This is a genomic window from Amycolatopsis sp. NPDC051045 (assembly GCF_040682955.1).
Classification (GTDB): Bacteria; Actinomycetota; Actinomycetes; order Mycobacteriales; family Pseudonocardiaceae; genus Amycolatopsis.
Map to the genome: position 1 here is coordinate 14,493 of NZ_JBFBCC010000038.1, position 23,909 is coordinate 38,401.

The 23,909-nt window shown below is 73.9% G+C and carries 27 protein-coding genes and 1 pseudogene; 9 read left to right on the top strand and 19 right to left on the bottom strand.

Annotated elements, in window-relative coordinates; all coding sequences use genetic code 11:
• Positions 1 to 2 precede the first annotated feature (2 nt).
• The 3 genes from AB0M80_RS41865 to AB0M80_RS41875 all read left to right on the top strand — a co-directional run bounded on the left by AB0M80_RS41865 (position 3) and on the right by AB0M80_RS41875 (position 2,353).
• Entirely contained in the window at positions 3 to 653 is a 651-nt protein-coding gene (locus AB0M80_RS41865) for a phosphoribosyltransferase family protein (RefSeq protein ID WP_364576060.1), read from the top strand.
• A 120-nt stretch (positions 654 to 773) separates the two neighbouring features.
• The gene (locus AB0M80_RS41870) at positions 774 to 1,196 is read left to right on the top strand and encodes a DUF6292 family protein (RefSeq protein ID WP_364576062.1); all 423 of its coding nucleotides are present in this window, start codon (positions 774 to 776) and stop codon (positions 1,194 to 1,196) included.
• 110 nt (positions 1,197 to 1,306) lie between these two features.
• A complete protein-coding gene (locus AB0M80_RS41875; protein WP_364576063.1) occupies positions 1,307 to 2,353 on the top strand; it encodes a hypothetical protein in 1,047 nt (348 codons plus the stop codon).
• Between the two features lie 55 nt (positions 2,354 to 2,408).
• On the opposite strand, the pseudogene AB0M80_RS41880 reads toward AB0M80_RS41875, so the two are convergent.
• The 7 genes and pseudogenes from AB0M80_RS41880 to AB0M80_RS41910 all read right to left on the bottom strand — a co-directional run.
• A pseudogene (locus tag AB0M80_RS41880) lies at positions 2,409 to 2,498 on the bottom strand (IS5/IS1182 family transposase); the annotation flags it as partial.
• Positions 2,499 to 2,777: 279 nt separating this feature from the next.
• Positions 2,778 to 3,722 carry a MerR family transcriptional regulator gene (locus tag AB0M80_RS41885; protein ID WP_364576065.1) on the bottom strand — a complete coding sequence of 315 codons (945 nt, stop codon included), beginning with the start codon at positions 3,720 to 3,722 and terminating at the stop codon, positions 2,778 to 2,780.
• A 68-nt stretch (positions 3,723 to 3,790) separates the two neighbouring features.
• On the bottom strand, positions 3,791 to 4,153 hold the full coding sequence (locus AB0M80_RS41890) for a VOC family protein (protein ID WP_364576067.1): 363 nt from the start codon (positions 4,151 to 4,153) through the stop codon (positions 3,791 to 3,793).
• Positions 4,150 to 4,557, bottom strand: coding sequence for a hypothetical protein (locus AB0M80_RS41895; RefSeq protein ID WP_364576069.1), 408 nt, complete (start codon positions 4,555 to 4,557; stop codon positions 4,150 to 4,152). The genes AB0M80_RS41890 and AB0M80_RS41895 overlap by 4 nt, the downstream gene beginning before the upstream one ends.
• A 20-nt stretch (positions 4,558 to 4,577) precedes the next feature.
• Entirely contained in the window at positions 4,578 to 4,742 is a 165-nt protein-coding gene (locus AB0M80_RS41900; protein WP_364576071.1) for a hypothetical protein, read from the bottom strand.
• A 64-nt stretch (positions 4,743 to 4,806) separates the two neighbouring features.
• The gene (locus AB0M80_RS41905; RefSeq protein WP_364576073.1) at positions 4,807 to 5,250 is read right to left on the bottom strand and encodes a DUF4383 domain-containing protein; all 444 of its coding nucleotides are present in this window, start codon (positions 5,248 to 5,250) and stop codon (positions 4,807 to 4,809) included.
• Positions 5,251 to 5,404: 154 nt separating this feature from the next.
• The gene (locus AB0M80_RS41910; RefSeq protein WP_364576075.1) at positions 5,405 to 6,229 is read right to left on the bottom strand and encodes an SDR family oxidoreductase; all 825 of its coding nucleotides are present in this window, start codon (positions 6,227 to 6,229) and stop codon (positions 5,405 to 5,407) included.
• Between the two features lie 223 nt (positions 6,230 to 6,452).
• Here AB0M80_RS41910 and AB0M80_RS41915 point away from each other — a divergent pair, with 223 nt between their 5' ends.
• Positions 6,453 to 6,641 (top strand): DUF2795 domain-containing protein, encoded by a 189-nt coding sequence (locus tag AB0M80_RS41915; RefSeq protein ID WP_364576077.1) that lies wholly within the window; start codon positions 6,453 to 6,455, stop codon positions 6,639 to 6,641.
• Between the two features lie 41 nt (positions 6,642 to 6,682).
• On the opposite strand, the gene AB0M80_RS41920 is transcribed toward AB0M80_RS41915, so the two are convergent.
• From AB0M80_RS41920 to AB0M80_RS41930, 3 genes are read right to left on the bottom strand one after another with little or no spacing between them, the layout of a single operon-like run.
• Entirely contained in the window at positions 6,683 to 7,204 is a 522-nt protein-coding gene (locus AB0M80_RS41920) for an antibiotic biosynthesis monooxygenase (RefSeq protein WP_364576079.1), read from the bottom strand.
• Between the two features lie 59 nt (positions 7,205 to 7,263).
• A complete protein-coding gene (locus AB0M80_RS41925; RefSeq protein WP_364576081.1) occupies positions 7,264 to 8,313 on the bottom strand; it encodes a glycosyltransferase family 9 protein in 1,050 nt (349 codons plus the stop codon).
• Entirely contained in the window at positions 8,310 to 9,788 is a 1,479-nt protein-coding gene (locus AB0M80_RS41930; protein ID WP_364576083.1) for an HAD-IIIA family hydrolase, read from the bottom strand. Before AB0M80_RS41930 ends, AB0M80_RS41925 begins: the two co-directional genes overlap by 4 nt.
• A gap of 91 nt (positions 9,789 to 9,879) precedes the next feature.
• Here AB0M80_RS41930 and AB0M80_RS41935 point away from each other — a divergent pair, with 91 nt between their 5' ends.
• Complete coding sequence (locus AB0M80_RS41935) at positions 9,880 to 11,229, top strand: aldehyde dehydrogenase family protein (RefSeq protein WP_364576085.1); 1,350 nt, start codon at positions 9,880 to 9,882, stop codon at positions 11,227 to 11,229.
• A 293-nt stretch (positions 11,230 to 11,522) separates the two neighbouring features.
• Positions 11,523 to 12,641, top strand: coding sequence for an aromatic acid exporter family protein (locus AB0M80_RS41940; RefSeq protein WP_364576087.1), 1,119 nt, complete (start codon positions 11,523 to 11,525; stop codon positions 12,639 to 12,641).
• Positions 12,642 to 12,684: 43 nt separating this feature from the next.
• Here AB0M80_RS41940 and AB0M80_RS41945 read toward each other — a convergent pair whose 3' ends face one another.
• From AB0M80_RS41945 to AB0M80_RS41985, 9 genes are all read right to left on the bottom strand, one after another.
• Positions 12,685 to 12,864 (bottom strand): hypothetical protein, encoded by a 180-nt coding sequence (locus AB0M80_RS41945; protein WP_364576089.1) that lies wholly within the window; start codon positions 12,862 to 12,864, stop codon positions 12,685 to 12,687.
• 93 nt (positions 12,865 to 12,957) lie between these two features.
• Positions 12,958 to 13,563: an NAD(P)H-dependent oxidoreductase gene (locus AB0M80_RS41950; protein WP_364576091.1), complete on the bottom strand. Its 606-nt coding sequence runs from the start codon at positions 13,561 to 13,563 to the stop codon at positions 12,958 to 12,960.
• The gene (locus AB0M80_RS41955) at positions 13,560 to 14,870 is read right to left on the bottom strand and encodes a UDP-glucose/GDP-mannose dehydrogenase family protein (protein ID WP_364576093.1); all 1,311 of its coding nucleotides are present in this window, start codon (positions 14,868 to 14,870) and stop codon (positions 13,560 to 13,562) included. The genes AB0M80_RS41950 and AB0M80_RS41955 overlap by 4 nt, the downstream gene beginning before the upstream one ends.
• On the bottom strand, positions 14,863 to 15,813 hold the full coding sequence (locus tag AB0M80_RS41960; protein WP_364576095.1) for a glycosyltransferase family 9 protein: 951 nt from the start codon (positions 15,811 to 15,813) through the stop codon (positions 14,863 to 14,865). Before AB0M80_RS41960 ends, AB0M80_RS41955 begins: the two co-directional genes overlap by 8 nt.
• Positions 15,804 to 16,490, bottom strand: a complete 687-nt coding sequence (locus tag AB0M80_RS41965) for an SDR family oxidoreductase (protein ID WP_364576097.1) — start codon at positions 16,488 to 16,490, stop codon at positions 15,804 to 15,806. The genes AB0M80_RS41960 and AB0M80_RS41965 overlap by 10 nt, the downstream gene beginning before the upstream one ends.
• Before the next feature lie 25 nt (positions 16,491 to 16,515).
• Positions 16,516 to 17,883, bottom strand: coding sequence for a PfkB family carbohydrate kinase (locus AB0M80_RS41970; RefSeq protein ID WP_364576099.1), 1,368 nt, complete (start codon positions 17,881 to 17,883; stop codon positions 16,516 to 16,518).
• On the bottom strand, positions 17,880 to 18,440 hold the full coding sequence (locus tag AB0M80_RS41975; RefSeq protein WP_364576125.1) for an SIS domain-containing protein: 561 nt from the start codon (positions 18,438 to 18,440) through the stop codon (positions 17,880 to 17,882). The genes AB0M80_RS41970 and AB0M80_RS41975 overlap by 4 nt, the downstream gene beginning before the upstream one ends.
• Positions 18,440 to 20,110, bottom strand: coding sequence for a carbamoyltransferase C-terminal domain-containing protein (locus AB0M80_RS41980; protein WP_364576100.1), 1,671 nt, complete (start codon positions 20,108 to 20,110; stop codon positions 18,440 to 18,442). The genes AB0M80_RS41975 and AB0M80_RS41980 overlap by 1 nt, the downstream gene beginning before the upstream one ends.
• Before the next feature lie 113 nt (positions 20,111 to 20,223).
• Positions 20,224 to 21,189: a UDP-glucuronic acid decarboxylase family protein gene (locus AB0M80_RS41985; protein WP_364576102.1), complete on the bottom strand. Its 966-nt coding sequence runs from the start codon at positions 21,187 to 21,189 to the stop codon at positions 20,224 to 20,226.
• A gap of 72 nt (positions 21,190 to 21,261) precedes the next feature.
• On the opposite strand from AB0M80_RS41985, the gene AB0M80_RS41990 reads away from it, so the two are divergent.
• From AB0M80_RS41990 to AB0M80_RS42000, 3 genes are read left to right on the top strand one after another with little or no spacing between them, the layout of a single operon-like run.
• The gene (locus AB0M80_RS41990) at positions 21,262 to 22,119 is read left to right on the top strand and encodes a polysaccharide pyruvyl transferase family protein (protein ID WP_364576104.1); all 858 of its coding nucleotides are present in this window, start codon (positions 21,262 to 21,264) and stop codon (positions 22,117 to 22,119) included.
• Entirely contained in the window at positions 22,116 to 22,982 is an 867-nt protein-coding gene (locus AB0M80_RS41995; protein ID WP_364576106.1) for a glycosyltransferase family 2 protein, read from the top strand. Before AB0M80_RS41990 ends, AB0M80_RS41995 begins: the two co-directional genes overlap by 4 nt.
• A complete protein-coding gene (locus tag AB0M80_RS42000; RefSeq protein WP_364576108.1) occupies positions 22,961 to 23,851 on the top strand; it encodes a glycosyltransferase in 891 nt (296 codons plus the stop codon). The genes AB0M80_RS41995 and AB0M80_RS42000 overlap by 22 nt, the downstream gene beginning before the upstream one ends.
• Positions 23,852 to 23,909 lie beyond the last annotated feature (58 nt).

Below are 23,909 nucleotides of genomic sequence, written 5' to 3' on the forward strand. Positions count from 1 at the left end.
TGATGCCCGCCCGGGAAGCCCGTCCGCAGGTCTTCGCCGACCGCGAGGACGGCGGCCGCCGGCTCGCGGGCGAACTGCGGCACCGCGCCTGGGGTGACCCGCTCGTGCTCGGCCTCGCCCGCGGCGGGGTGCCGGTGGCCGCCGTCGTCGCGCGGCGGCTCGGTGCCGAGCTGGACGTCGCGGTGGCCCGCAAGATCGGCGCGCCGGGCCGCCGCGAGTACGGCGTCGGCGCGGTCACCCCGGACGGCCCGGCGATCTACGACGAGGCCGCCCTGCGTGCGCTGAAGCTGACGGCCGCGCGGATGGCGCGGGCCGAGACCCGGGAGCGGGCCGAGGCGCGCCGCCGGCTCGCGTGCTACCGCGCCGGCCGGGAGCCGGCCGGCCTCACCGGCCGCGACGTCATCCTCGTCGACGACGGGCTGGCGACCGGCGTCACCGCGACGGCGGCGCTGCGTGACGTCCGCGCGGCCCGGCCGCGGACGCTCGTCTTCGCCGCGCCGGTGGCCGCCCCGGGCGCGGCGGACCGGTTGCGGCAGGAGGCCGACGACGTCGTCTGCGTGACCGCACCGCCGGGTTTTCGCGCGGTCGGCCAGTGGTACGCCGATTTCCGCCAGATGGGCGACCAGGACGTGCTGGACCTGCTCGATCGGTGACCGTCGGAAATCCACAGAGGACATCCGGTGACGTGCTGCGCCACCCGGGGCGGGCCGGGTTCACCGGCCGGGTGACGGGGTATCACCCGATGGGGCACCGACCGGAGGGGCGGGCGCGGGATGACCGAACGAGACGGGCTCGGCGCGGCGGCGCGCGGGCTGCGGCAGTACCTGCTGGCCGTCGCGGCCGAGCTGGACGCGCCCGCCTGGTTCTGCGAGGTGGACGTCCCGGCCGGCGCCTACCTCGCGTTGGAGCGGCGGCTCGCGCGCTTCCCCGGCCACGAAACGGCGCTGCTGTGGGACGAACGCGACGGCTGGGCCGCGGCCGTGGAGTCGACGGCCGGCGACGAGGTGATCGTCCTCGCCTACCTCGGCGACAACGTCCTGCCCCCGCCGGAAGCCGTGGTGGCGTTCGTGACCGGCTTTTACGGCGAGGCCTACCCCGGGCAGCCGGATCCGCCGGATTTCCGCAGACCCGGCGCCGCGGACGGCTTCGACGAACGGCTGGCCGCTTACGCCGGCGACACCGTCGGCCGAGCCTGAGCCTCATTGGGCCTGAGCACGCAGAACTCGTTGCCCTCCGCAAGTGTCAGTGGCGGAGGACGTTCGGGGTGCGCCGACGGACACCATCTCGTTGTGCGAAGATCCGAGCCGTGGCTGACCTCCCGTTGCTGCTGAGCAGCTCAGTACCTTCTGGTAGTGGCATCGATGATCTCGCGGTTGTCGATGTAGCCGGTGCGGTGCTGGTGGTCTGCGTGGCCGACAGCACCGTGTGGACGTGGAACCCGGCTCGGGATGAGTGGCGGAAGCGGCCGTTGGCGTTTGCCCACGCTGGGGATCCTCTCTTCGCCGAGTATCCCGATGCCGACAACGAGATTGATTCGGTGGCCGCGGCTGTTGTTGACGGGCGGATCGTGCTCGCCGCCGGTGGCGACGAGCAAGAGCCCGCGTTCTGGGACTTGGACAGCGGCCGGCTGCTGCACGCGGTGCCGTCCTGCGGTGCGTATCTCGCGGGGGTGGCTGCCGTGCAAGGTCCGGGGCCGGTCCGGTTTGTGACAGCAACGCAGAATGCCGATGAGGTTCAGGTTTGGCAGACGCCGTTCGACGAGCCTCCGGTGCTACTCCAGGACTACTCGAATGTGTCAAAACTGGCGACGGCATGGATCAATGGCGAATCTCTGGTCGCGGGAGTCGACCAGGGGGTGGTGGTGTGGGACCTGGCTCGGCCCGGCCAATGGCTGCGGCTTGGAACCAGCGGGGACGCCGGTACCCTCAAATCCGTCGCGTGGTCGAGGCTCGACGATCGGCCCGTCGTGGTCGGCGGGTCCAGCGCCGGTGAACTGTGGGTATGGGCGTTGGGCGCCGAGGACCTGCGGCGGCCGCTGAACGATCTGGAGGACGTGGAGCCCCTGTACGATCCGATCGTCGGCCACGAGGATCGGATCGTTGCCCTGGACACGATTACGGTGGGCGGCCGATCCCTGGCGGTGACCGGGTCACAGGACACGACTGTGCGGGTCTGGGACCTGGCCGAACGCGCCATGGTCGGTGGCCCGGTGGTCGGCGGCCGGCTGGTCGCCAACAACCGCAGCCGGGTCATCTCCGTGGTGACCACCATGCTCCAGGGCCGCCCTGTCGTTCTCAGCAGCAGCAGGTTGCACAGCACAATACGGGTCTGGGATCTCGCAGCCCTGCTGTAGTCAGGCCTTCCGGGCAGTACCGCAGGTCGTGGTGGGTCCAGGTGGTCAGCAAGGGCGTCGGTCCGGGAGTGCGGCACCGGTCGGTCTCGATCAACGTGCCGTCGATGTTCAGGTGGGCGTAGCCTGCCATCTTCGCCGCAAGCAGCATCGATCCCAGCCCGGGGCGCGCAGTGCAAGAGGCCGGACAGGGAACCCCACCGTGTGGTCGCGTACGGGCCGGGTGGCGTGTATGTGACATTCATGGCTGCGCACGAACCCTGCTGAAGTAGCTCGGCAAGGAGACCGCTTCATACCGGAATTCTCGTCATTTCGTTGCGCCACAGCGAGTTCGGGCATGTCCACACTCGACCAGCACGGGAGGGCTGACCCTTTCCGAACCAGGTGGACGCAACCTCGGCAGCTTCGTCATCTCACACGCAAGGCTTCAGCGCCGGCTGTCGAGATGAGTGCGCAGCGCCCGGCCGAACCAGGTGAACACCGGTTCCGGATCCGGGAACGGAGGCCAGCCGTTGATGGAGGCCACCAACTGCCAGTACCGCGTGACGCGATGATCGCCGGCGACCTCGAGCCGTTCGAGGATCCACCACTTCAGCCGGTCGTCGTCGGCCTTGCCGAAAGTCTCGGCGTAGCGTGCAGTGAGCGCGGCGACCACGCCGCCGGCCTGCTCCGAGTCCGGTGCGGTCCCCGCCGCAAGCGCACGGCCGACGTCTGCGCGCACGGTTTCGGTCAGGTCGTGGTGCAGGCCGGTCGTGTCTCCGTCGGCGCGTTGGGTCGCCTGGTACTCGGCCATCCGCCGCACAGCGGCCCGGAAGTCGGTGTCCTGGACCAACTCCACGAGCTCCATCCACGCCTCGACCTGTTCGGGAGTGGCGTCTTCGGGTAGCTCCGGCATGGTCGAACGCAGCAGTTCCACCATGGCCGGATTGGCGTCGACACCGCCGAAGGTGTCGTCGATGAAATCGTGGATGAAGCGGTGCCGTTCGGCGTCGGACAGGTTCACCAGCTTGTGCATCTGATCCATCTCCTGAGGGGTCGATTCCCGGTTCGCGACCGCTGCCAACACCGCACGCCGCAGGCGCAGGGCCCGGATCTGCACGTCGAGGGCCGCTGCGTGCGCTGCGGCGACCTCGGCCAGCGAGGTTTCGTCGGCCAGCACGCGCCGGACCGTGGCCAGATCGATGTCCAGCACACGGAGCGTGCGGACCAATTCCAGACGAGCCAGGGCACCCACGTCGTACAGGCGGTAGCCGGCCGGGCTGTGACAGGTCGCCGGAACGATCCCCTTGTCGGAGTAGAACCGGATCGTCTTGACCGACAGTCCGGTCCGCGCAGCCAGAGCCCCGATCGTGAGAAGGTTCTCGTCGTCCATGCCCACAGCCTGCAGGCTCCCCCCGGGGGAGACTCAACTCGAAATCGCGACCGGCGGCAGGCCCGAACTCACCTGGGCGGGAGCACGCAGAACTCGTTGCCCTCCGGGTCGGCGAGCACGATCCACGGGTCGTCGTCCGGATCGGCGAGGACCTTCGCGCCGAGCATCACCAGCCGTTCGACCTCGGCCCGCTGATCGCGGCCCACCGGGGCCAGGTCGAGGTGCAGCCGGTTCTTGACGGTCTTTTCTTCGGGCACCGGCTGGAACAGCAGCGCGGGCCCGTCGTCGAACTCGACCTGCCGGTAGGTCAGGCCGTGGGAGTCGGTCCACGTCCGGGTTTTCGCGTTCCCCAGCGCCTTTTCCCAGAACTCGGCGAGCAGGTCCGGCTTCCGGCAGTCGACCGTCACCGCCAGGATGCGCGCCGTGGTCATGACTCCGCCACGATCCGGTTGACGGCTTCGGCGACCAGCTCCGGTTCGGAGACCGTCACCGTCAGCCCCGGGTGGCGGAGCAGGCCCCACGGGTCGAGACCCCGGACGGGCTCCCGGAACCGCAGGCACACACCCCCGCGCGTCGTGGTGCCGAAGGTCAGGCCGCGGTCGGCGAGGGAAAGCCGGACGCCGAAGACGCGAAGAGCGCTGTACGGGCCGGCGGCTTCCGCGCCGGCGAGATTGCTCAGCGGGGTTTCGACCAGCCAGGGTCCGAAACGGACGCGCAGACCGCCGGCGTCCAGTTCCAGACCGCTGCGCGGGCCCAGGACCCGGCGCAGCCCCGGGAACGGGACCGCGAACTCCGCGTGGAGCCGGTGGTGCACGACGACGGTGGGTTCACCCACCGCCGCCCCTTCGCTCGTGGTCATGCTCCGCCGCCCAACGGCGGGACGTCCGCTTCGTCGTCGGCCGGGGGTGCGGGGTCACGCTCCTCGGCGTGGGACGGGCCGGTGCCCTGCGGGGTTCCGCGCAGCTCGGCCTTCAGCGCGTCGTCCTCCCGGGCCGAATGCCGGTCGCTTTCGCGGTGCATGGGAACCTCCTCCAGGCGGTGTCCTTTTCGGCTACCCGGTGTTCACCCGCCGAAACGGCCGGGATCACCGCGTCCGGGCGGCGGCCCGCGTGGCCGCACGGGCGCCGGCGATGCCGAGCACCAGCCCGGCGGCCGCGGTCAGCCCGTGCAGCCAGTTGTCCGCCCAGTTCAGGTTGACCGGGTCCTCGGGGTTGACGAACGCGGTCGCCAGGATCCCGTACGCGGTCATCCCGGTGAAGCCCACGAACAGCACCCAGCAGTAGATGATCGCCCCGGTGCGCCGGGTCGCGGCGAGCAGCCCGAGCACCCCGACTCCGGTGTGGACGATGTTGAGCAGCGGGGTCACGCTGAAGATCCACACGGCGCGGCTCGTCTCGTGCCCGACCGCCGCGGTTTCCGGGGTCAGGAACCCGGCGATCCCCAGAGCCAGGTAAAGCAGCCCGACCACGGCGACGACCGGGCGCAGCCAGGTCGGGCCGGTGCGGGGACGGGTCTCAGCGGACGTCATGGGTGCCTCCTTTGTCCCTTTGCGCGCGGATACCCGGCGTGGCGGCGAAGAAACGGGGAGTGGAAGGGGCCGGACGGCGGGCTGGGGGAGCCGCCGTCCGGCCCACGGCCGGGACCCGCGCCGGTCCCTGCAGCCGGGACGCGGGCCCCCGGTCTCAGGGGGAGCGCCAGTCGTGGTCGCGAACGGCGGTCCCGTGCTGGGCGCCCATCAGCAGCAGGCCGCCGTCGACGACGAGCGACGTGCCGGTGATGTAGCCGGCCGCCGGGGTCGCCAGGAACGCGACCGCGGCCGCCACCTCGGCCGCGTGGCCGGGGCGGCCGAGCGGGATGCCGGGCCGGTCCTGCTCACGCGGGTCGGCGTCGGTCTGTCCCGTCATCGGTGTCGAGATTTCGCCGGGGGCCACCGAGTTGACGGTGATGCCGTGCTCGGCGAGCTCCAGTGCGAGCACCTGGGTCAGCGCGCCCGCCCCGGCCTTCGCGGCGCAGTAGGGCGCGGCGCCGACCCGGGGCACGTGCTCGTGGACGCTGGTGATGGTGATGATCCGGCCCCCGTGGCCGGCGTCGATCATGTGCCGCGCCGCGCGCTGCGAGAGGAGGAACACCCCATCGAGGTCGACGTCGAGGACCTGGCGCCACTTCTCGAAGCTGAGGTCCGTGACGCGCTCGCTGCTGCCGGTGCCGGAGCAGTTGACCAGGACGTCGATGCCGCCGAGGTCTTCGGCGAACGCGTCGACGACGTCGGCGGCGCCGGGCAGCTCGGTCAGGTCGAGCCGCCGGACGTGCGCGGCGACCCCGTGCGACCGGGCTTCGGCGGCGGTTTCCTCCGCGCCGTCGGCGTCCGAGTGGTAGGTGATGCCGACGTCCAGGCCACCACCGGCGAGGGCGGCCACGACCGCGCGGCCGATGCCGGAGTCGGCGCCGGTGACGACGGCGCGCCGGGGCGAGGCGGCTTCCGCGGGCAAGGGTGCCGGGAGCGACACGGGAGCTCCTTTCGTCACCGGGCGGCTACCACCGCTGCCGGGGGCTAAACGCGCCCGGTCGGGTATCCCTTCGCGGTGAGACTCGCCGGGCGTCGAGGCGGGCGTGGGTGTTGCGGGCGGCGGCCACCCTTCACCCGGCGGGGGAGCAGCCGCTGCCGTCCGGAACGTGTGCCGGCCGCGGGGCGGGGTAATCGCGCGGTTCCCCGAACGGAAGGAGAGCTCCGTGAGCAAGCCGAACCCGATCGAACTGCAGAAGTACCTCTCCGGTGTCGACTACCCGGCGAAGCGCGACGACCTGGTGCGCGCGGCCGAGCGGAACGGCGCGGACTCCGACACCTTGGACATCGTGCGTGCGCTGCCCGACCGGACCTACGAGGGGCCGAGCGGCGTGAGCAAGGAAATCGGCGGCTGAGAGGTCCGCGGCCCGGGTGGCGTCCCCGTCCGCCCGGGCCGTCACAGCCAGCGGCGCAGCAGCCGGGTGACCGCCGGCATCACGACGTAGGTCATCGTCGTCAGCAGCACGACCGGGAACAGCGCCGCCCGCGCCGGCAGCGGCCAGGACGCCGTCAGCGGCACCACCCAGGCCTGGAAGCCGAGCACCAGCGGGTAGACCGAAACCAGCGAGATCAGCCACATCTTCCAGCGCGGCGGCGGTTTCATCGTCGCGGTGGCTTCGGACGGCACGTGGAACCAGGTTTCGAGCCCGGTGCGGTGCTGCTGGGCGGTCTTGGTCGCGGCGAGCTTCCTCGCGTGGCGCAGCCACTTCTCGCGCTCCGGCGAATCGAGCCAGTGCTGCAGGTCGCGCCGGGTCGTGAACTGCTGGACGACGTGGAAGTCGCGGCTGTCCTCGTTGTGCACGACGGTCGCGGCGAGGTTGCCGGGGAACCGCGCCGCCTCGGCGGTGGCGCCGCGCGCCCACTCGGCGAACTCGTCGATCCGGTCCGGCCGGGCGCGCCAGCTGTACACCGCGGTCACCGGTTCCTCCCGGCGATCGCGGCGGCGCCTGGTGTCCGAAGACGACGCAGGGGACATGGCTAACGCGACGACGTCATCTCGGCGCTCTCCGGGGAAACGACTCCGGGCTGAGCGAGGGCCGTCACCGCGCGGCAGACGTCGGCGGGGTCGATCGTGTCCAGGCAGGGGTGGCCCGGGACCGGGCAGATCCGGGCACGGCTGGCGCGGCAGGGGGCCTGCTGATCGCCCAGCACCACCGTGGGGACGCCGTACGGTGCCCACCGCTCCGGCGGCACCACCGGGGCGAACAGCGACACCACCGGGGTGCCCGCCGCCGCGGCGAGGTGGGCGGGGCCCGTGTTGGGCGCCACCACGACCCGGGCGCCGGACAGCACCGCCGCCAGCTCCGCCAGGGACGTCCGGCCGCCGAGGTGCACCCCCGACGTCCCGGCGACCTCCTGGGTCAGCGCCCGCTCGGACGGCGCGCCCGTCACGAGCACCCGGTGCCCGTCGGCGGCCAGCGCCCGCACCGTCTCGCGGCTCCACGCCGCCGACGGCTGGCGGGCGGGCACCGACGCCGCGGGGTGCACGACGACGTACGCCCCGCCGCCGGTCAGCCTGCTCATGTCCGGCAACGGGCGCCGCAGCGCCAGGGCACCGTGGTCGTCCGGCGGCAGGGAATACCCCGCCGCTTCGGCGAGCGAAAGCATCCGGACCGGCTCCGGCGGATCGCCGTCGACGCGGTGGCGCAGGTCGAGCAGGCTGCCCGGGTAGTCCTCGGAGATCGCGCCGACCCACGGGACCCCGGCCTGGCGCAGCAGCAGGGCCAGCGGCAACGGGGACTGGTGGAACGACGTCAGGATCAGCGCCCGGTCGAACGACCGCGACCGGATCAGCGAGACGAACGCACCGGTGTCCTCGGCGGTCACCGGCGGCGGCTCCGGGTCGATCCACGGCGCCGTCCAGGTGAGCACGTCGGCCACGCCCGGCAGCAGGTCGCCGGCGGCGCGCCCGTGCGGTCCGGTCAGCAGCGTCACGCTCGCCCCGGACGCGGCGACCGCCCGGACGCAGGGCCCGGCGAGCAGGACGTCCCCGAGGTTGTCCTGGCGGGCGACGAGCACCCGGGTCATCCGGCGACCCCGGCGACGCGCAGCGCCTCGGACAGGTCGCGGGCGACGGCGGCGTGCCGGCGCGCGCGGGCGATCTCGGGTTCCAGCGTGCGGGCGGTCGGCACCAGCACCGCACGGGCCCCGGCCGCGAGCGCGGCGTCGACGTCGGCGCCGGTGTCGCCGATGACCACACAGGACGCGGGGTCGACGCCGAGCTCGCGGGCGGCCCGCAGCACCATGCCGGGGGCGGGTTTGCGGCACGCGCAGCCGTCGCCGTCGTCGTGGACGCAGACCTGCCAGGTGCCGAACGGGCCGAAGAGCTCCTTGACGCGGGCGTTGACCGCGTCGAGCTGCTCTCGCGTGATCAGTCCTTTCGCGACCCCGGACTGGTTGCTCACCACGCCGACCGGAATGCCGCGGTCACGCAGGTCCTGCACCAGTTCGACGGCGCCGGGCACCGGGCGGACACCGTCCGGGTCGTTGAGGTAGGGGACGTCGACGATCAGCGTGTCGTCCCGGTCGAACAGCACCGCGACCGGGGGCCGGGGCCGCCGGGCCGCGATCTCCCCGCGCAGCCGGTGGTAGCACGCGGCGGGCGGGATCAGGGCGCTGGTGACGACCATGCGCGCCACCTCGCCGGGGGTCCGCGGGCCCGGGAGGATCCGGCGGCCGGCGAACTCCGCCGTCAGCCCGGCCCACAGCCCGGCCGCGAGCAGCGCTCTTCCGCGCTGCCGCAGCAACGGCAGGGTGAGCGCGGCCAGACCGGCCATTGTGGACAGTGCGTGCAGGCCGAGCCGGCCGGGCCCGGCGCCGGTGCGCTGCCGCCAGAGCACGCCGTGCTTGGCCCGCATCAGCGCGTTGTCGGCGTTGCCGCGCTGGGCTTTCAGGCTGTAGAAGAACCCGGCCCGCCGGGCCGGGTGCGTGGTCAGCCGCTCGCCCTGGTCGATCCGGTGCCCGGCCTCGGCGACGCGCAGCGCGAGGTCGGAGTCTTCGCGGAACGCGCGCGGGAAGCGCTCGTCGAAGCCGCCCACTTCGGCGAGCACGCGGCGGCGGTAGGCCATGTCCGCGGTGATCCACCGCGCGTGCTCGAGGCCCGCGGTGCCGCGTTCGTCGTCGGTGGGCCGCCGGTCCGTGGGCAGCGGAACCGTGATCCGGCCTTGGGACGCGGCCACTTCCGGCGGGAGCGCACCGAGGTCGTCTTCGAGCTGCCGCGGCCAGTCGGGGGCGAGCACGACGTCGTCGTCGACGAAGGCGATCCACTCGCTCTTCGCGGTGCGCCAGCCGAGGTTCCGCGCCGCCGCCGGGCCGCGCCCGCCGGAGCGGAGCACGCGGACGCCGCCGGGAACGTCGAGTTCGGCACCGCTGGGGCGGTCGTCGACGACGAGGATTTCCGCCGGCCGCGGGTCCGGCCCGCCGAGGAGGGTTTCCAGCAGTGGCCGAAGCGTCTCCCGGCCCGTCGTGGGGATCACCACGGTGTAGTCGAGCGAAGCAGTCACGAGGTAACGGGTACCCGCGGCGGGGGTGATCAAACGGCGTGTCGAAGTCGTCGCGCCCGGGTAACCGGCGGGCGACGAGAAGGAGGTGCGGATGACCGCGGGGACGATCGAAATCCGGAACCCGGCCGACGGCAGCTTGGTGGGCCGGGTGCCGGCCGCCGGCGAAGACGAGATCGACGCCGCGCTCGCGCTGGCTCGCCGGACCCGGGCGCAATGGGCCCGGACCCCGGCCGCCGAACGCGGGGCGCTGCTGCACACCGCCGCCGAACGGCTGCGGGCCCACGCCGACGAGCTGGCGAAGGCGAACGAAGCGGAAACCGGGAAGCCGCGGGACGAAGCCCGCGGAGGCGTGCTCGCCGGCGCGGGCACTTTGGACCAGTACGCCGAGCTCGGTCCGGTCCACCGCGGCCGCAGCCTGCTCGGCGACGTGGGCGCGACCGACCTCATGGTGCCCGAACCGCACGGCGTCGTCGTGGCGCTCACGCCGTGGAACGACCCGGTCGCGGTGGCCTGCGGGCTCCTCGGTGCGGCCCTGGCCACGGGCAACACCGTGGTGCACAAGCCGAGCGAGCGCGCGCCGCACACCGGGCAGCTGCTCGGCGACGTGCTCGGCGGGGTCTTCCCCGGTGGCGTGCTGCAGACCCTCCACGGCGACGGCGGGGTCGGCGCGATCCTCGCGATGCGCGACGACGTCGACGTCATCGCCCACGTGGGCAGCACCGCGACCGGCCGGTCGATCGCCGCGAGCGCGGCCGCGACGGGGGCGAAGACCCTGCTGGAGAACGGCGGCAACGATCCGCTCGTGGTCGACGAAGACGTCGACCCGACGTGGGCGGCCGGCCAGGCGGCACTGGGCGCGTTCGCCAATGCGGGGCAGATCTGCGTGGCCGTCGAGCGGATCTACGTGTGCTCCGCGATCGCCGAGCCGTTCCTGGCGGCGCTGGTGAAGGAGGCGGAAAGCCGGACACTGGCCCCGCTGGTGGACCGGCGGCACCGCGACCACGTGCACTCGCACGTGACGGACGCACTCGAGCGCGGCGCCCGGCTGCTGACCGGGGGAGCGGTCCCGGACGGCCCCGGCGCCCACTACCCGGCCACGGTCCTCACCGGCTGCGCGGCCGACCTGCGGGTGATGACCGAAGAGACGTTCGGCCCGGTGGCGCCGGTCCAGGTGGTGCCGAACTTCGACGAGGGGCTGGCCGAAGCCGCGAAGGGCGACTACGGGCTGGCCGCGACGGTGCTGACGGCGTCGATGGCGCACGCCCAGCGCGCGTGGCGCGAGCTGCCCGCCGGCACGGTCAAGGTCAACAACGTGTTCGGCGGGGCACCGGGCGGGGCCGCGCACCCGCGCGGCCGCAGCGGCAGCGGTTACGGCTACGGGCCCGAGCTGCTCGACGAGATGACCCAGACGAAGCTCGTGCACATCGCCCTGCCCGCATGACCGAACGGCGGGACAGACCCGGTGCTCCCCGGCCGGAGGCGGGCGAGCAGGACCGGCCGGACGGGGAACGGCAGGACCGGACCCCGGCCGGCCGGGTCGCCCCCGAGCCGGCGGGGAAGGGGAGCACGCAAGCCCGGTCGGGTGGCGGCTCCTGGGCAGAGGCGGATCAGCGGGGCGGGACGCCGGACGGCCGGGTGTTCCGGCCTGACAGGGGTCAGCGGGGTGCCGGAAGCGGCGGCTCTTCAGCGGACGCAGAGCAGCGGGGCGGGACGCCGGTCGGCCGGTTGGCCCGGGTGTTCCGGCCCAACCAGGGTGAGCAGACCTCGGCGGACCCGGATCAGCACGACCGGACCCCGTTCGGCTGGGTCGCCCGCGCGCTCCGGATCCCGGGCCGCGAACGGCGGATCCTGGTCCAAACGGCCAAAGCCACCCTCGCGGCGACCGCGGCCTGGCTGCTGGCCACCCTGGTGCTGCGGCTGCCCCAGCCGTTCCTCGCGCCCTACGCGGCCGTTTTCCTGGTGGAAGCCACCGTCTACCGGTCGCTGCGGGGGTGGGTCCAGCAGGTCGGCTCGGTGGCCCTCGGGGTGCTCCTCGCCGCCGTGGCGGGCCAGCTCATCCCGTGGCAGGCGGTCGCGCTGGCCACCGTCGTGTTCGTGGGCCTGCTGGCCGGCAGCTGGCGGCGCTTCGGCGATTCGGGGGTCTGGGTCGGCGTCACCGGCATGCTGGTGATCTCCTACGGCACGGCGACCGAGCCCGTGCTCCTCGGTGACCGCCTGCTGGAAACGGCGCTGGGCGCGGCGATCGGCGTCGCGGTCAACACGCTGATCTTCCCGCCGCTGTACGGCGAGCGCCTGGCCGTGGCGGCCGGGCGGCTCGCGACGGCGCTGGCCGGCCTGCTGGAGTCGCTGTCCGACCTGATCCGCCGCGAGGAGCCGCCGGACGACCTCGACGAGCTGCTGTCGCAGGCGCAGGACGCGCGGAGCCAGGTGCTGGCGGCCGAAGAGGCGGTCGGCCTGACGCGGGAAGGGCGGAGGCTGAACCTCCGCCGCGGCCGCCCGGCCGCCGGGGCGCACCACGAACGTCCCCTCCGGACGCTCATCGGGTTGTGGCCCGCGGTTTCGCAGCTGCTCGTCGCGGTGCGCACGACGGCGGGCCGCCGGGAGCACCCGTTCGAGTACCCCTGGCCGGACGCCCGGGAGTCGCTGGCGGACCTGATGCACCACCTGGCCGGCGCCGTGCAGGCCGTGGCGGCGGTGGGGGAACCGGTCGAGCTGGACGAATGCCGGGCGCTGCTCCAAAAGCTCGAAGAGCGGCTGGTGACGGCGGAAGAAGACGGCGTGCCGGCCCGGCTGGGCCTGGGCACGATGACGCTGCCCGCGCGGCTGCTGGTGGAGAAGCTGGAAGAACGCTGAAGGCCACCGCGGGGAACTTCCCCGCGGTGGCCTTCAGGGCGGGCTACTGGACCGCGACCGTGTCGGCTTCCGACCGGTGCCGCCGGCAGGCGGTGCACACCATGGTCTGGCCCAGCAGGGTGCCGTCGCCGGACACCAGCCGGGCGACGTGCAACGTGGGCAGGCCGCACTCCTCGCACGGAATGGGCTTGCTGTCGCGGCTGATCATGACTCGGTTCGGCATAACGCCCCCTGGCGAGGTCGAAGGTGCCCCAGGGTTACCCAGGTGGCTTGCGCCACACTCGTCCGGCCCAGTGATGCCACTCGAATGGAGTAATCAGGCGACCGGGTACTGCTGCGCACGCAGCAGGTTGGCCAGGTGGACGGCGTTGCGGACCAGGGTCGCGTTCGTCGAGGCCACGGCCTCCGGCGTCTCCTCGAGGTCCTGGTAGTCGCCGCCCTGCATGGCTTCGCCGTTCCAGTAGGTGGCGCCCTGCGCGGGCACGGTGAAGCCGGTGTCGTTCAGCGCCTGGAACAGGTCCGCGATGATCTTGTGGGCGCCGTCCTCGTTGCCGACGACCGCGGCCACCGCGACCTTGCCGAACATCGCCGGCCGGCCTTCGCCGTCCGTCTCGGACAGCTCGGCGTCGAGGCGTTCCAGGACCCGCTGCGCGACACTCGACATGTGGCCGACCCAGGTCGGGGTGGCGATCAGCAGGACATCGGCGTCGGCGATCTTCCGCCGGATGCCCGGCCACGCGTCACCGTTGCCCATGTCGGCCTCGACGCCCGGGCGGACGTCGTGGTCGACCACGCGGACCAGCTCGCCGGTGGCGCCGCGTTCGGCGAACAGGTCGAGCAGCTGCCGCGCGATGAGGTCGCTGCTCGACTTCGCCGGCGACGGCTTGAGCGTGCAGGTCAGCGCGAGGACGCGCAGGGTCATGACTGCCTCCTGGGTCGGGTGCCGACGCCGACGTGGGTGAACCCGGCCTCGGCCAGCCGGTCGGGGTCGAGCAGGTTGCGGGTGTCGACGACGACCGCCCGATCGGCCGCGGCGGCGAGCCGGGCCCAGTCGAGGTCCCGGAACTCGGGCCACTCGGTGAGCACGACGAGGGCCGCGGCGTCCTTGGCCACCAGGTACGGGTCGTCGACGACCTGGACCGCGCCCGTGCCGGGGACGCACCCGACGGCCGGGTCGTGCGCGGTGAGCTCGGCGCCCGCGCGGGCGAGCTCCGTCGCCACCGCGAGCGCGGGGGAGTCGCGCAGGTCGCCGGTGCCCGCCTTGAACGCCAGGCCCAGCAGGCCGATGCGGGTGCCGGCCAAAGACCCGTCCGTCGACCCGGTCACCGCCTGCCGCACGGCCCGCACCACCCGGGCGCGCTGCCGGGCGTTGACGCGGACCGCGTCGCGCAGGATGCCGAAGTCGACGCCCGCCGTCTCGGCGGCGTGCAGCAGCGCCGAGGTGTCCTTCGGCAGGCACGAACCGCCCCAGCCGGGGCCGGGGGCGAGGAACTCGGAGCCGATCCGCGCGTCGAGGCCCATGGTGCGCGAAACCTCGCGGACGTCCGCGCCGAACCGCTCGCACAGTTCGGCGAGGACGTTCACGTAGGACAGTTTCACTGCGAGGAACGCGTTGCTCGCGTACTTCGCGAGTTCGGCGCTGGCCGAGTCGGTCGCCACCACGGGCGCACCGGTCGGCTCGTACAGCCGGGCGATCCGCTGCGCCGCCGGCGAATCCGCCGGGTCGGTGCCGACCACCACCCGGTCCGGGTGCAGGAAGTCTTCGACGGCGTGCCCTTCGCGGAGGAACTCGGGGTTGGCCACCACCGGCAGGTCGTCGCGGCCGAGCAGGCGGGGCAGCCGCGCCGCGGTGCCGACCGGCACCGTCGACTTGGTGACCACCACGCAGCCCGGCCGCAGCAGCCGTCCGAGCTGGGGCACGACCTGCTCGAGGACGCCGAGGTCCGGCCGCCCGTCTTCGGCCGGCGGCGTGGGCAGGCAGAGCAGGACGATGCCGGCGCCGTACAGCTCGGCCTGGGCGGTGGTGAAGGTCAGCGTCCCGTCGGCGAGGCCCTGGCCGACCAGCTCGGCCAGGCCGGGTTCGGCGATGGCCACCACGCCACGGTTCAGCTCGTCCACTTTGGACTCGTCGGCGTCCACGCAGGTCACCCGGTGCCCGAGCCGGGCGAAACAGGCCGCACTGGTCAGGCCGACGTAACCCGCGCCGACGATCCCGATGTGCTCAGCCATGGGCCACCCGCATTCCGAGGGCCGACCGCGTCGCGGCGAGCACGCGTTCCTCGCCCAGCAGCAGCAACCCGCCGTCGGGCTCTTCGCCGTGCGGGTCGCCGACATTTCCGGCCCACAGCACGACATGCTGCTTCGCGGAGGGCGGCGGGCCCCACAGCCGGGGCGGGGTCGGGCCGAACAGCAGCACCGACGGCGTGCCGAACGCCGTGGCGAGGTGCCCGACGCCGGTGTCGCCGCAGACGACGAGCGCCGCCCCGGCCACCAGCGCGGCCAGTTCCGCCAGGCCGGTGCGCCCGGCCAGCACGGCGTCGTCGCCGAGACCGGCCGCCTCGGCGATCCCGCGGGCCAGGTCGCGTTCGCCGGCGCTGCCGGTGAGCACGACGCGGTGGCTGGCCGCGGCGAGCTCCCGGACCACGGTCGCGAACCGCTCGGGCGGCCAGCGGCGGGCGGGGAACGCCGCGCCGGGGTGCACCACGACGGCGTCCGGGGCCGGGCTCGGGCCCGGCGGCACGGGCAGCCGCAGGGCCGAGCGGTCGGCCTCCAGGTGGGCGTACTCGACGAGCCGGCACCAGCGGTCGACCTCGTGCACGTCGTCGCGCCACTCGAGCCCGGGCACGTCGGGGAAGTCGGGGTGGCGGTGGGTCAGCAGCTCGGCGGGGTCGGTGTCCAGCAGGTCGTGGATGCTTTCCGGCCCGCTGCCGTGCAGGTTCACCGCCAGCCTCGGCGGCGGACCCGGCCAGGCGAGCTCGCCGAGCCCGGGCGTCGGCAGCAGCTCGTCGACCGCGTCGATCAGCTCCACCAGGTCCCGCAGGCTTTCCGGCGCGGCCAGCACGAGCCGCTCGCCGGGGTGGGCCGCGCGCAGGGCGCGCAACGCGGGCACCGCCGTCAGCAGGTCCCCGACGCCGAGCGCGCGCAGCACGAGGACCGCGCCGCTCACGGCCACGACCCCTCCTCCGACGCGCACACGACCATTTCGCGGACTTCGGCGCCCGGCGGCTGCTGGAGCGCGAAGACCACGGTGTTCGCGACGTGCTCGGGCTGGTTGAGCTTCGCGTCCGGCGGCGGCTTGTACTGGTCGGTCCGGTCGTCGAAGAAGTGCGTCCACATCCCGCCGGGGACGAGCAGGGTGACGCCGACGCGTCCGGCGAGCTCCGCGGCGAGGGCGCGGGTGAAGCCGACGACGCCGAACTTCGACGCGCAGTAGGCGGTCGCGTCGCTGACCGCCTTGATGCCCAGGGTGGACGCGACGGTGACGACCGTGCCGTGCGAGCGTTCCAGGTAGGGGAGCGCGGCGCGGATCACCGCGGCCGTGCCGAACAGGTTGACCTTGACGACCCGCTCCCAGTCTTCGGTGGGCACGGTGCCGAGCGGCCCGCAGGCGTCGGTGCCGGCGGCGGTGAAGACGCCGTCGAGGCCGCCCGCGCGCTCGGCGAGCTCGCGCACCGCCCGCTCGGTGGCGGCGGTGTCGGTCAGGTCGGCCTCGACGTATTCGGCCGGGTCGTCGGGGCGGACGCGGTCGAGGACGTAGGGGGTGCCGCCCGCCTTGCGGACGGCGTCGACGGTGGCGGCGCCGAGTCCGGACGCGCCACCGGTGATCAGGACGTTGCCGAGGGGTCGCATCGCTCTCCTTCGCGGGGGAGGGGATTCAGGCACTGGCCGCCGCGGCGACCAGCCGGGAGGTCGAGTAGCCGGGCACGGTCGGGACGAGCACGACCTCACCGCCGTGCCGCTCGACGACCGCGCGTTCGGGCAGGTCCGCTTCGGCGTAGTCGCCGCCCTTGACCCAGACGTCCGGGCGCAGCTTCTCCAGGACGGCGGTGGGGGAGGGCTCGTCGAAGACGGCGACGGCGTCCACGAAGGACAAAGCCGTCAGGAGCCGGGCCCGGTCGCGGTCGCGCACCAGCGGGCGGCCGGGCCCCTTGAGGGCGCGCACCGACGCGTCGGAATTGAGGCAGACGACGAGCGCGTCGCCGAGGGCACGGGCCTGCCGCAGGAGGCTGACGTGCCCGGGGTGCAGCAGGTCGAAGCAGCCACCGGTGGCGATCAGGCGGCCGCCGCCCGCGCGAATCCGGTCGGCGAGGCCGAAGGCGTCGGTCGCCGGCTGCGGGTCGGGAACCGGGCCGTCGTCCGTGGACAGCGCGGTCGCGCCGCCGGCGGCGACGAACCGGGCGGCCGCCTCCACCGCCGTCACCACGGCTTCGGTCGTGTCCGCGCCGCCGAGCAGGGCCGCGGTGGCCGCGGCGGCGAACCGGTCGCCCGCACCGCAGGTGTCGGGCGCGGCGTGGCCCGGGGTCCGCGCCGCGGCGGGGACCGGGACGTCCGTTTCGCCGAGGCCGTCGGCGAGCACGGCGCCGCGCGCGCCGACGGTGACCGCGACCGCGTCGGCGTGCCAGTGGCCGCGCAGCAGCTTGGCGAGCTCGGCCGGTTCCTCGTGCCCGGCGAGCACCGCGCGCGCCTCGGCGAGGTTCGGGGTGACCAGCCGCGTGCCGGGCACCGGCTGGGCGCCGCGGGGGTGCGGGTCCCAGACCACCGGGATCCGCTCGGCCAGCTCCCGCAGGAGCCGCCGGACGTCCGGGTTGCGCGTGAGACCGCGGCCGTAGTCGGCCACCAGGATCGCGCCGGCGTCTTCCAGCACCTCGCGGGCGCGGGGCGGCAGTGGGTCCGCGGTCGCCGTGCCGTCGCCGGAATCGAGGCGCAGCAACGACTGCCCGCCCGCGCGGACCCGGGTCTTGCACACCGTCGTGCCGCGCAGCGGCAGCGGCAGCACGCCGACGTCCGGTTCCAGCAGCCCGGTGAGCGCGTGCCCGCCTTCGTCGTCGCCGAGCGGCGTGACCAGGACGACCTCGGCCGCGGACCGCGCGGCCAGCAGCGCGGCCAAGCCGGCCCCGCCGGGACGGCGGCGCCGCGCCGTCAGGTCGACGACCGGCACCGGCGCCTCCGGGCACAGCCGCTCGGCGGTGCCTTCGGCGTCGACGTCCAGCAGCGTGTCGCCGAGGACGACCAGCGGCCTCATGCGGTGACCCCGAGCGCGTCGTCGAGCGCCGCGCACAGGCCGTGCACCAGGGCCAGGTGCATCTCCTGCACGGTCGCGACGGTCGGCGCCTCGACCGTCACCGCGTCGTCGCACAGGGCGGCGAGCGGGTTCGGGGCCGGCCCGGTCAGGGCCCACGTCGTCACGCCCAGCTCGTGCGCCGCCTTCGCGGCGGCGACGACGTTCTGGCTGCCCCCGCTGGTCGACAGGCACACCAGGACGTCGCCCGGCCGCCCGTGCGCGTGCACTTGGCGGGCGAAGACCTCGTGGTCGCCGTAGTCGTTGACGATCGCCGTGGTCGCGGACGTGTCCGCGTGCAGCGCGATCGCCGAGAGCGGCCGCCGCTCGTGGCGGAACCGCCCGACGAGCTCGCCGGTCAGGTGCTGGGCCTCGGCGGCGCTGCCGCCGTTGCCGCAGGCGAGCAGCCGGCCGCCGGCTTCGAACACGGTGGCCAGGTGCCGGCCCCACGCGGTGATCTTGGGTGCGGATTCCCGGGTTCGCCGGGCGGCCTCGGCCAGAGCGGCGAGGTGGTCTTCCATCACGGCACCTCCTTTTCCGGCGACGCCGCGCCGGGTCGGGTCGGACGGGGACGCCGGAGCACGAACGGCCCCAGCGCGAGCAGGTCGATCGGCGCGGAACCGAAGCATTCGAGCGCGTCGCGGGGGGAGTCGACCATCGGGCGGCCCGCGGTGTTGAGGCTGGTGTTGATGACGACCGGCAGGCCGGTCCGGCGCTCGAAGGCGGCCAGCATCCGGGCCAGCACCGGGTTTTCGCGCTCCTCGACGGTCTGCACGCGGGCGGTGCCGTCGACGTGCGTGACCGCCGGGATGCGGTCCCGCCAGGCTTCGGCGACGTCGTGCACGAACAGCATGTAGGGGCTGGGCAGCGGGCCACGGGTGAAGATCTCGGCCGCCCGTTCGGCCCGCACCATCGGTGCCACCGGGCGGAACTGCTCGCGGCCCTTGACGTCGTTGAGCCGTTCCAGGTTCGCCTTGCGGCCCGGGTGGGCCAGCAGCGACCGGTGGCCCAGCGCCCGCGGGCCGAACTCGGCCCGGCCCTGGAACCAGGCGATCACTTCGTCGTTCGCCAGTGCTTCGGCGACGGTTTCGGCGAGGTCGTCGGGGCGTTCGTAGGGCAGCTTGGCCGTGACGAGGATTTCTTCGAGTTCTTCCTCGGTCCACCCGCGACCCAGCCCGGCGTCCCCCATGGACGTGCGGCGTTCCCCCGCTTCGGCGGCCAGCTGCAGCGCCGCGCCGAGCGCGGTGCCCGCGTCGCCCGCGGCGGGCTGCACCCAGATCCGGTCGAACGGGCCCTCGGCGTGCAGCCGGGTGTTGGCGACGCAGTTGAGCGCGATCCCGCCCGCCATCGCCAGATCGCGCTGGCCGGTGGCCTCGTGCAGCCAGTCCGCCAGCTCCAGCAGGATGTCCTCGAGGACTTTCTGGACACTCGCGGCGAGATCGGCGTGCCGCCGGCTGAGCTCTTCGCCGGCTTCGCGGCGCGGGGCCAGCGAGGCCAGGTCGACGCCGGAGGCGCGGAACCCGCCGTCCCCGGTGACGTGGACGCGCTCGCACAGTTCGTCCAGGAACTCCGGCTTGCCGTAGGAGGCGAGCGCCATGACCTTGTACTCGTCGCTGGACCGCGCGAAGCCGAGGTGCTCGGTGAGGTCCTCGTAGAGCAGGCCGAGCGAATGGGGGAGCCGTTGGGCCGCCAGTTCCTTGAACCGCCCGTCGCGGTACTCACCGGCCAGATAGGACGTGCTTTCGCCGCGTCCGTCGGCGACGAGCACGGCGCAGTCGCCGAACGGCGCGGCGAGCGCGGCCGACGCGGCGTGCGCGACGTGGTGGCGGACGAACTTGACGATCCCCGGGTCCAGCCCGGGCAGCGCGGCCTTGAGGAATTTCGGGGCCCGCCGGGCGAATTCCGTCCGCAGCTCCTCGCCGCTGGGGTCGTGCCCGGCCAGGCCGGGTTCGACCAGCGCGGGGTCGTAGGAGTACCCGACCGCGTCGAGGTCCTTCGGGGACAGTCCCGCCTGCGCCAGGCACCAGGCGGCGGCCTGCGCGGGTTGCTCCCAGGTGGAGAACGGCACCGCTTGTTTGCCGTGCTTGCGGCGGCTGAACCGCTCCTCTTCCGCCGCGGCGACGATCTCCCCGTCCACGACCAGTGCGGCGGCGGGGTCGTGGAATACGGCGTTGATCCCGAGTATGCGCATCGACCTGCCTCTGGCGTTTCGGTGCGGACTCGTTCCGGCCCGCTCTCACCTATAGCGCTACCCGCCGAAGTCGTTGATAAACGATCGCGCGCAAAACCCCTGGGCGTCGCTACTCAGCGTGACGGCGCCCGGCGGAACCACGCCGCAGTGCGACGGAGGCCGTCGTCGGCTTCGACCTTCGGTTCCCAGCCGAGGACGTCGCGGGCGAGGGAGATGTCGGGGCAGCGGCGCTGCGGGTCGTCGACCACCGCGTCGATGTACTCCACAGGGGAGCCGGACCCGGTGATCTCCTTGATCCGTTCGGCGACTTGGCGGACCGTCAATTCGTGCGGGTTGCCGATGTTCACCGGGCCCGGGTGGCCCGACCGCGCCAGGGCGAGCAGGCCGCGGACGGTGTCCTCGACGTAGCAGATGGACCGCGTCTGCTCACCGGTGCCGGTGACGGTGATCGGCTGCCCGTTGAGGGCCTGGTCGAGGAACGCCGGGATCATCCGGCCGTCGTGGGCGCGCATGCCGGGGCCGTAGGTGTTGAAGATCCGCGCGATGGCGGTGTCGACGCCGAGTTCCCGGCGGTAGGCCGATGTCAGCGCTTCGGCGTAGCGCTTGGCTTCGTCGTAGACGCTGCGCGGCCCGATCGGGTTGACGTTGCCCCAGTACTGTTCGCGCTGCGGGTGTTCGAGGGGATCGCCGTAGACTTCGCTGGTCGAGGCGAGCACGAACCGGGCGCCGTCGCGGCGGGCCAGCTCGAGCGCGTTCTCGGTGCCGTACGAGCCCGCGCGCAGCGTTTCCAGCGGCAGGGCCAGGTAGTCGCGGGGCGACGCGGCCGACGCCAGGTGGAACACGACGTCGGCCCGGCAGTCCGGTGGCAGCGGCCGGGTGACGTCGTGGCGCACGAACCGGAACCGCTCGTGGCGGCGCAGGTCGTCCAGGGTGTCCGCCGAGGACGTCGCGAGGTTGTCGACCGCGACGACTTCGATGTCCTCTTCGAGCAGCAGCTCGCACAGGTGCGCGCCGACGAAGCCGGCACCCCCGGTCACCACCGCACGCTCGAACCGCCTGGTCACTCCCGGATCCGTCATGCCGTGGCGGCTACCCGGCCCCGGGTGGCGCAAAACCGTGTAAGGGACAGGAGAACGGGTACGCCCCAAGCCATGCGAGTTCTGCTCACCGGTTGGGCCAGTTTCCTGCACGGCGAAGCGACGGCAGGTGACGTCCTCAGCCTGCGCGCGGTCGGTGCCGCGCTGGAAGGGGCGGGGATCGAGCACCGGGTGGCGTGGAGCCCGGGCTTCCGGCCCGGCACCCTGCACCTGCCCGACGCGCCGCCCGAGGACTACACGCACGTGGTGTTCGCCTGCGGCCCGGTGCACGGGCCGCAGGTGCGTTCCCTGCACGAGCGGTACGCCGCGTGCCGCCGGATCGCGGTCGGCGTGTCGGTGCCCGACGCCGAAGACCCGGCGGTGACCGGGTTCCACCGGGTCCTCCCGCGCGACGACGGCGTCACCGCCGAACCGGATCTGTCGCTGGGTGCCCCGGTGTCGCCCACGCCGGTGCTCGGCGTGATCCTCGCGCCGCACCAGCCGGAATACGGCCGCGCGGGCCGCCACGGTGCGGTCCACGAGGCACTGACCGGCTGGCTCGCCGGCCTGGACTGCGCCCGGGTGCCGCTGGACACCCGGCTCGCGCACGAGGACTGGGAGCGGTGCGCGACACCGGACCAGTTCGCCGCGGCGGTGTCCCGGATGGACGCGGTGGTGACGACCCGGCTGCACGGGCTGGTGCTGGGCCTCAAGGCCGGGGTGCCGGTGCTCGCCGTCGACCCGGTGGCCGGCGGCGGGAAGGTGACCGCACAGGGGACGGCGCTGGACTGGCCGGTGGTGACCGCCGAGGACGCCGGGGACACCGCGCTGCTCGACGCCCGCCTGAAGTGGTGCCTGTCGGCGTCCGTGCGCCCGCCCGCGCACCCGGGTTCCCTGGCCGCGCTGGTGGCCGAACTGGTGGGACAGCGGTGAGCGCGCGCACGACCGTCGTCATCGCCACCCGCAACCGCGCCGCCGAGCTGGCACGCACCCTCCGCCAATTGTCCTCTTTGGACCCACGGCCGCCGGTCGTGGTGCTGGACAACGCTTCCGAGGACGACACGGCCGAGGTCGCCGTCCGGCACGCGAACGTGCGCCTGATCCACCTGCCGCAGAACCTCGGCGCCGCCGCCCGCACCCTCGGCGTCATCGCGGCCGACACGCCCTACGTCGCCTTCAGCGACGACGACTCGTGGTGGGCGCCGGACGCGCTGACCGAGGCGGAGCGGATCTTCGACGAGCACCCGCGGACCGGCCTGCTCGCCGCGCGCACCCTCGTCGGCCCGGAATGCCGGGACGACCCGGTGACGCCCGAAATGGAGCGCAGCCCGCTGGGCCACCCGGAGGGGGCCCCCGGGCCGCTGGTGCTCGGCTTCCTCGCCTGCTCGGCGATCGTGCGCCGCACCGCGTACCTGCAGGTGGGCGGGTTCAGCCCGCTGCTGCACTTCGGCGCGGAGGAACAGCTGCTCGCCTACGACCTGGCCGCGCACGGCTGGGAGGTCTGCTACGTCGGGCGTCTGCGCGCCCACCACCACCCGTCCCGGTCGCGGCCGCCGTCGTCGTGGCGCCGCCGGGCCGAACTGCGCAACCGGCTGCTCATCGCCGTGCTGCGCCGCCCGCCCCGCGTCTGCCGCCGCGAGGTGGCGCGGACGCTGGTGAAGGCGCCCGGCGCCGTCCTCGGCGCGGTGCCGCGCCTGCCGCGCGCGCTGAGCTCCCGCCGCGTCCTGCCCGCTCACGTCGAACACCAGGCCCGGACTCTGGAAAGGACCGCCGAATGGCGCGAATCTCGGTCGTGATCATCACCTGCAACCGCCGTGAGCAGCTGCGGGAAACCCTGGCGCACATGACGTCCCTGCCGGACGGCGCGCCGGTCTTCGTCGCGGACAACGGGTCCGCGGACGGCTCGGCCGACATGGTTTCCCGGGAGTTCCCCGGCGTCCGCCTGTTCCGGCTGGCGGAGAACCTCGGCGCGGTGGCGCGCAACGTCGCCGTCGAGGAGGTGACGACGCCGTACGTCGCGTTCTGCGACGACGACACGACCTGGCAGCCCGGCGCGCTGACCCGGGCCGCCGACATCCTGGACGGCCACCCCGGCCTCGGCTCGGTGACCGGGCGCTGCCTGGTCGAGCCGGGCCTGGCCGAGGACCCGATCACGCCGGAGCTGCGCGAATCGCCGGTGCCCGGGCCGGCCTGGCTGCCGGGGCCGGCGCTGCTCGGCATCATGGCCGGCTTGACGGCGGTGCGCGTCGACGCGTTCCGCGAGGTGGGCGGCTTTTCGCCGCGGATGTGGCTCGGTGGCGAGGAGGAGCTGTTCGCCCTCGACCTGGCCGCGCGGGGCTGGTGGATGTGCTGGGCCGAGGACGTGGTGATCCACCACGCGCCGTCGAAGCTGCGCGACCCGCGCCACCGTCGCCGCCTCGGCATCCGCAACACGCTGTGGACGCTCCTGCTGCGCCGCCCCTGGCCCGCGGTCTTCCGCCGCGGCCGCGATGTGCTGCGTTCCGCACCCGCCGACCTCGCCACGGCGGCGGCGCTCCTGGACGTCGTCCGCGGCCTGCCGTCGGTCCTCGCGAACCGCCGGGTGGTGCCGCCCCACGTCGAGCACGGCCTCCGTCTCCTGGAAGCCCCCCAGCGCGCCTCGAAGGCCCGCCGCTACGTGGGCTGAACCCGGCAGGCCCGGACGCCGCTTTCACGCGAAAGGGGCGTCCCGGCCTGTCACTATC

Excerpts from the sequence above, each read along its gene's own strand:
- AB0M80_RS41865 (WP_364576060.1), top strand. The coding sequence starts at position 3 with ATGCCCGCCCGGGAAGCCCGTCCGCAGGTCTTCGCCGACCGCGAGGAC.
- AB0M80_RS41870 (WP_364576062.1), top strand. The coding sequence starts at position 774 with ATGACCGAACGAGACGGGCTCGGCGCGGCGGCGCGCGGGCTGCGGCAG.
- AB0M80_RS41885 (WP_364576065.1), bottom strand. The coding sequence starts at position 3,722 with ATGGACGACGAGAACCTTCTCACGATCGGGGCTCTGGCTGCGCGGACC.
- AB0M80_RS41890 (WP_364576067.1), bottom strand. The coding sequence starts at position 4,153 with ATGACCACGGCGCGCATCCTGGCGGTGACGGTCGACTGCCGGAAGCCG.
- AB0M80_RS41900 (WP_364576071.1), bottom strand. The coding sequence starts at position 4,742 with ATGCACCGCGAAAGCGACCGGCATTCGGCCCGGGAGGACGACGCGCTG.
- AB0M80_RS41905 (WP_364576073.1), bottom strand. The coding sequence starts at position 5,250 with ATGACGTCCGCTGAGACCCGTCCCCGCACCGGCCCGACCTGGCTGCGC.
- AB0M80_RS41925 (WP_364576081.1), bottom strand. The coding sequence starts at position 8,313 with ATGACCCGGGTGCTCGTCGCCCGCCAGGACAACCTCGGGGACGTCCTG.
- AB0M80_RS41935 (WP_364576085.1), top strand. The coding sequence starts at position 9,880 with ATGACCGCGGGGACGATCGAAATCCGGAACCCGGCCGACGGCAGCTTG.
- AB0M80_RS41945 (WP_364576089.1), bottom strand. The coding sequence starts at position 12,864 with ATGCCGAACCGAGTCATGATCAGCCGCGACAGCAAGCCCATTCCGTGC.
- AB0M80_RS41950 (WP_364576091.1), bottom strand. The coding sequence starts at position 13,563 with ATGACCCTGCGCGTCCTCGCGCTGACCTGCACGCTCAAGCCGTCGCCG.
- AB0M80_RS41955 (WP_364576093.1), bottom strand. The coding sequence starts at position 14,870 with ATGGCTGAGCACATCGGGATCGTCGGCGCGGGTTACGTCGGCCTGACC.
- AB0M80_RS41965 (WP_364576097.1), bottom strand. The coding sequence starts at position 16,490 with ATGCGACCCCTCGGCAACGTCCTGATCACCGGTGGCGCGTCCGGACTC.
- AB0M80_RS41970 (WP_364576099.1), bottom strand. The coding sequence starts at position 17,883 with ATGAGGCCGCTGGTCGTCCTCGGCGACACGCTGCTGGACGTCGACGCC.
- AB0M80_RS41975 (WP_364576125.1), bottom strand. The coding sequence starts at position 18,440 with ATGGAAGACCACCTCGCCGCTCTGGCCGAGGCCGCCCGGCGAACCCGG.
- AB0M80_RS41980 (WP_364576100.1), bottom strand. The coding sequence starts at position 20,110 with ATGCGCATACTCGGGATCAACGCCGTATTCCACGACCCCGCCGCCGCA.
- AB0M80_RS41985 (WP_364576102.1), bottom strand. The coding sequence starts at position 21,189 with ATGACGGATCCGGGAGTGACCAGGCGGTTCGAGCGTGCGGTGGTGACC.
- AB0M80_RS41990 (WP_364576104.1), top strand. The coding sequence starts at position 21,262 with ATGCGAGTTCTGCTCACCGGTTGGGCCAGTTTCCTGCACGGCGAAGCG.
- AB0M80_RS42000 (WP_364576108.1), top strand. The coding sequence starts at position 22,961 with ATGGCGCGAATCTCGGTCGTGATCATCACCTGCAACCGCCGTGAGCAG.